The 3851-nt window shown below is 72.2% G+C and carries 4 protein-coding genes; all 4 read right to left on the reverse strand.

Annotated elements, in window-relative coordinates; genetic code table 11:
• On the reverse strand, window positions 1-228 hold a 228-nt coding region (locus tag AAW13_RS43715; protein ID WP_143145121.1), incomplete at its 3' end, for an AAA family ATPase.
• A complete protein-coding gene (locus AAW13_RS43720; RefSeq protein ID WP_046728578.1) occupies window positions 225-1685 on the reverse strand; it encodes a 3' terminal RNA ribose 2'-O-methyltransferase Hen1 in 1461 nt (486 codons plus the stop codon). The genes AAW13_RS43720 and AAW13_RS43715, both read right to left, overlap by 4 nt.
• 111 nt (window positions 1686-1796) lie before the next feature.
• The gene (locus tag AAW13_RS43725; RefSeq protein ID WP_046728577.1) at window positions 1797-2726 is read right to left on the reverse strand and encodes a DUF4232 domain-containing protein; all 930 of its coding nucleotides are present in this window, start codon (window positions 2724-2726) and stop codon (window positions 1797-1799) included.
• 100 nt (window positions 2727-2826) lie between these two features.
• The gene (locus tag AAW13_RS43730; protein ID WP_046728576.1) at window positions 2827-3750 is read right to left on the reverse strand and encodes an LLM class F420-dependent oxidoreductase; all 924 of its coding nucleotides are present in this window, start codon (window positions 3748-3750) and stop codon (window positions 2827-2829) included.
• Between the last annotated feature and the right edge of the window lie 101 nt (window positions 3751-3851).

Genomic DNA, 3851 nt, shown 5'->3' on the forward strand with positions numbered 1-3851 from the left:
CAGGCGCTTGCCCGCGATGTAGTGCAGGACGTCGAAGGCGTCCTTCGACGCGCTCTGGTCGTTCTCGTCGTCGGAGACCAGTCCCCGGCAGAAGTCGGAGGAGAGCACCTCGGTCGGCTTGAAGTGGCGGCGCGCGAAGGTGGACTTGCCGGATCCGGAGGCGCCGACGAGGACGACCAGGGAGAGGTCGGTGACGGGCAGGACCCGTCCGTTCGTCTGCTCGGTCATGCTGCCTTCGCCTCCTTCGCGACGAGTGTGAACTCGGCCATCTGGGTGGGCGGCCCGACCTCGGGGTCGTCCGGCCCGACGGGTGTGAACCCGACCTCGTACCCGTGGAGTCCGGCGATCCGGTGGGCCCACGTCCGGAACTCCTCGCGGGTCCACTCGAAGCGGTGGTCGCCGTGCCTGCGGTGTCCGGCGGGCAGGGTCTCCCAGCGGACGTTGTACTCGACGTTCGGGGTGGTCACGAGGACCGTGCGGGGACGGGCGGCGCCGAACACCGCGTATTCCAGGGCGGGCAGCCTGGGCAGGTCGAGGTGCTCGATCACCTCGCTCAGCACGGCGGCGTCGTACCCCTTGAGCCGGTTGTCGGTGTAGGCCAGCGAGCCGTGCAGAAGCCTGACCCGGGAGGCCTGCCGCTCCCCCATGCGGTCCAGCTTCAGCCGCCGGGAGGCGATGGTGAGCGCCCGCATCGACACGTCGACGCCGACGATCTCGGTGAACGACGGGTCCTTCAGCAGTGCCTGCGTCAACTGGCCCTGGCCGCAGCCGAGGTCGAGGACGCGGGCGGCACCGGAGCGCTTCAGCGCGTCCAGGATCGCCTCGCGCCGTCGCACGGCGAGCGGGGTCGGCCGCTCCTCGGTCTCCGTCTCCTCCTCGACCGCGTTGTCGATCTCCTCGACCTCGCTGTCGTCGGTCTCGGCGAGCCGCACCAGTTCCAGCCGTTCCATCGCCTGCCGGGTCAGCGCCCAGCGGCGGGACAGGTAGCGGGTGGTGATGAGCTGCTGCTCCGGGTGGCCGGGCAGCCAGCCCTCACCGGCCCGCAGCAGCTTGTCGACCTCCTCGGAGGTCACCCAGTAGTGCTTGGCGTCGTCGAGGACCGGGAGCAGGACGTAGAGGTGGCGCAGCGCCTGCGCGAGCGTGAGCGCGTCGGACTCCAGGACCAGCGCCACGTACCGCGAGTCGCCCCACTCCGGGAACGCGCTGTCCAGGGCGACCGGTTCGGCGGTGACCGTCCAGCCGAGCGGTTCGAAGAGGCGTCGTACCAGGCCGGGGCCGCCGCGGGCGGGCAGCGCGGGGACCTCCACGCGCAACGGCCGCGGCCGGGCCGGGGCTTCGGGAAGGGCGCGGCACACGCCGCGCACCGCGCTGGAGAAGACGTTGCCGATCGCCACCGCGAGCAGCGAGGAGGCCGCGTACGGGCGGTCGTTGACGTACTGCGCGAGCGCCGCGTCAGGTGCGCCACCACGGCCCTTGCCCTTGCCGCGCCGGACCAGCGCGACCGCGTCGACCTCCAGGAGCAGCGCCGCCGTGCAGCGCCGGGCGTCCGCCTCCGGGTAGAAGACGTGCGCGGTGCCGTAGGAGGTCGAGAACTGCTGCGCGCTGTCGGGGTGCTTGTGGAGCAGGTACCCGAGGTCGGTCGCGGGGCGGTCGGGGGTGCCGGTGGTGGTGATCGTCAGGAACACGGTGGGTCGCCTCGAAAAGGGTCAGAAATGAGCGTGAAAGCGCTGGTGGTGCGCTTGTCAGCGGTTCCAACGTACCTATGTTCGCGGTGCGGGACGCGGGATTTTCCCGTGCTACCGGCCGGCCCGTTTCCAGGCGCCGACGCCGAGCCGTCCCGTGGTGCCGAGGTCCAGACCCGGGGCGACCGTCACGGGCGCGGCGCCCGGCTCGGCCAGGACGCGGACGTAGGGCACGTTCACCGCGGTGCCGGCCAGTGTCGTGTTGCGCCAGATCAGGGCGGAGAGGGCGGTCTGGCCGGGTTTCAGGGTGAGCGGGGCGGGCGGGTCGTCGAAGCCGGTTCCGGAGGCGATGGCGGTGCCGCCGTGCAGGACGCGGATGCCGTGGACGGGCTCGCGGTCCTCGTCCAGCAGGGTCAGCCGCGGATAGCCGTCGAGGGTGCGGTCCTGTTTCCCGCAGTTCTCCAGGTGGAGTCCGACGATCCGCAGGCCCATCGCGGCATCGCCGTCGTCGGCCCACAGCCGCAGGCCGGACGCGGGACAGGCGCCCGTCCGGGCCGGCGCCTCGGCGGTGGGGACCTTGCTGACCTTCTCGATCCGCACCCGGGTCACCGGGGAGGCGCCGGGGGCGAGTGCGCCCAGGTCGACCGTCCCGCTCCTGCCGCGGCCGGGACCGACCCCGCTCACGGTCACCTCCTTGTGGTCCATGACCGCGCCGGTGTCCGTGGTGAAGGCGAAGAGCACGGTGTAGGTCATGGCCTCGGCGCCGTCGTTGCTGACCCGGTAGGCCGCGGAGATCCCGGAGCCGCCGGGCAGCCGGTCCGCGTGCACCCCGCCCGGGGTGGCCGACGGGGCCGGGGAGGCGGACGGGAGGGTGACCGAGGTGATTTGCACACCGTCCACCGGGGGGTCGGTGACGGTGGCGCGGGGTGCCGGAACGGCCGCTCCGGCACTGCCGTCCTGGTCCGCGCGGACCGCGCCGCACGCGGTGGCCAGCAGGAGCAGGACGGCACCGGGGACGAGGAGACGGGGGCGGGGCCTGCGCATCCGGCCACCTCATCAGGGCGGGCGCCGGGCGACTGTGGCGGAAGCCATAGTTCCGGTCACAGCTCTGTCACGACCGGCCGGACGCGCGGGCCCCGGCCGGTTACGACAGCTGGGACTGGACCTGGGCGGAGATCAGTTCCAGGTGGTCCAGGTCGGACAGGTCGAGGATCTGGAGGTAGATGCGTTCGGAGCCGATCTCGGCGTAACGGCCGATCTTCTCGACGACCTCGGCGGGGGTGCCGGCCAGACCGTTCGTCTTCAGCTCGTCGACCTCACGGCCGATCACGGCCGCCCGGCGGGCCACCTCCTGGTCGTCCTTGCCGACGCAGACCACGAGGGCGTTGGAGTAGGTCAGGTCGTCACCCTTGCGGCCGGCGGTCTCGACGGCGGTGCGGACCCGGCCGAACTGCGCCTTGCTGTCCTGCACCGACGCGAACGGCATGTTGAACTCGTCGGCGTAACGGGCGGTCAGCCGGGGGGTGCGGGTGGCACCGTGGCCGCCGATCAGCACCGGGATCCGCGCCTGGGCGGGCTTGGGCAGCGCGGGCGAGCCGGTCAGGTCGTAGTGGGTGCCGTGGAAGTCGAAGGTCTCACCGAGCTCGGTCTCCCAGAGTCCGGTGACGATCGCCAGCTGCTCCTCCAGGCGGCCGAACTTCTCCTTCGGGAAGGGGATGCCGTACGCCTTGTGCTCCTCCTCGAACCAGCCCGCGCCGAGGCCCAGTTCGACCCGGCCGCCGGACATCTGGTCGACCTGGGCGACCTGGATGGCGAGCACGCCGGGCAGCCGGAAGGTGGCCGCGGTCATGAGCGTGCCGAGCCGGATCCGCTTGGTCTCGCGGGCGAGCCCGGCGAGGGTGATCCAGGCGTCGGTGGGGCCGGGCAGCCCGTCGACGTCGCCCATCTTCAGATAGTGGTCGGACCGGAAGAAGGCGTCGAAGCCGAGGTCCTCGGTGGCCTTGGCCACGGCGAGGAGGGTGTCGTAGCTCGCGCCCTGTTGGGGCTCGGTGAAGATGCGAAGGTCCATGAGTCCATCCTGCACGGCCCCGGCACCGACGACCGCACCGGCACCACCCGTCGCGCACGTCCCTCTCGGGTGGGCCGTCGCGCACGTCCCTCTCGGTTGGG

Source organism: Streptomyces humi, assembly GCF_001005085.2.
GTDB lineage: Bacteria > Actinomycetota > Actinomycetes > Streptomycetales > Streptomycetaceae > Streptomyces > Streptomyces humi.